The 1,623-nt window shown below is 54.9% G+C and carries 1 rRNA gene; it reads right to left on the reverse strand.

From position 1 onward, the window contains the following. A 23S ribosomal RNA gene (locus WFG93_RS13885) occupies positions 1-1,623 on the reverse strand; the annotation flags it as partial.

Here is a 1,623-nt window from a genome sequence, read left to right on the forward strand (position 1 = left end):
GACTCCACCATGACTGGCGTCACGGCTTCACAGTCTCCCACCTATCCTACACAAGCCACACCGAACACCAATACCAAGCTGTAGTAAAGGTCACGGGGTCTTTCCGTCCTGCTGCGCGTAACGAGCATCTTTACTCGTAGTGCAATTTCGCCGAGTTCGCGGTTGAGACAGTTGGGAAGTCGTTACGCCATTCGTGCAGGTCGGAACTTACCCGACAAGGAATTTCGCTACCTTAGGATGGTTATAGTTACCACCGCCGTTTACTGGGGCTTAAATTCTCAGCTTCGCCTTGCGGCTAACCGGTCCTCTTAACCTTCCAGCACCGGGCAGGCGTCAGTCCGTATACATCGACTTGCGTCTTCGCACGGACCTGTGTTTTTAGTAAACAGTCGCTACCCACTAGTCTCTGCGGCCACCACACCCTTTTCCCAGCAAGTGGGTATAAGTGGATGGCCCCCCTTCTCCCGAAGTTACGGGGGCATTTTGCCGAGTTCCTTAACCACGATTCTCTCGATCTCCTTGGTATTCTCTACCTGACCACCTGAGTCGGTTTGGGGTACGGGCGGCTGGAACCTCGCGTCGATGCTTTTCTCGGCAGCATAGGATCACCCACTTTTCATTCGCATCGTGTCTCAGCCTGTATGAGTCACGGATTTGCCTATGACTCGGCCTACGCACTTGCACCAGGACAACCATCGCCTGGCTGGGCTACCTTCCTGCGTCACACCTGTTAATACGCTAGCCGCACCAGCATAGGGTCGTGTGCTCCACCACCCGGTGAACCCCGAAGGGCTCGATGGATGGCTTCGGACACTTAGCATCACTGGATTGACTGGGGCGGTTCTTCGCCGGTACGGGAATATCAACCCGTTGTCCATCGACTACGCCTGTCGGCCTCGCCTTAGGTCCCGACTTACCCAGGGAAGATTAGCTTGACCCTGGAACCCTTGGTCTTCCGGAGGACGTGTTTCTCACACGTCTTTCGCTACTCATGCCTGCATTCTCACTCGTGTAGCGTCCACGGCTGGTTCACACCGCCGCTTCACTCGCCACACGACGCTCTCCTACCCATCAACACGGCTGGACCACGAAGGCCTACCAAAAATGTCAATGCCACAACTTCGGTGGCGTGCTTGAGCCCCGTTACATTGTCGGCGCGGAATCACTTGACCAGTGAGCTATTACGCACTCTTTCAAGGGTGGCTGCTTCTAAGCCAACCTCCTGGTTGTCTAAGCAACTCCACATCCTTTTCCACTTAGCACGCGCTTTGGGACCTTAGATGGTGGTCTGGGTTGTTTCCCTCTCGACTATGAAGCTTATCCCCCACAGTCTCACTGCTGCGCTCTCACTTACCGGCATTCGGAGTTTGGCTGACGTCAGTAACCTGGTGAGGCCCATCGGCCATCCAGTAGCTCTACCTCCGGCAAGAAACACGCAACGCTGCACCTAAATGCATTTCGGAGAGAACCAGCTATCACGAAGTTTGATTGGCCTTTCACCCCTATCCACAGCTCATCCCCTCAGTTTTCAACCTAAGTGGGTTCGGCCCTCCACACGCTCTTACACGTGCTTCAGCCTGGCCATGGATAGATCACTTCGCTTCGGGTCTAGAACATGCGACT

It is taken from the genome of Microbacterium sp. USHLN186, from assembly GCF_037145155.1.
Taxonomy (GTDB): domain Bacteria; phylum Actinomycetota; class Actinomycetes; order Actinomycetales; family Microbacteriaceae; genus Microbacterium.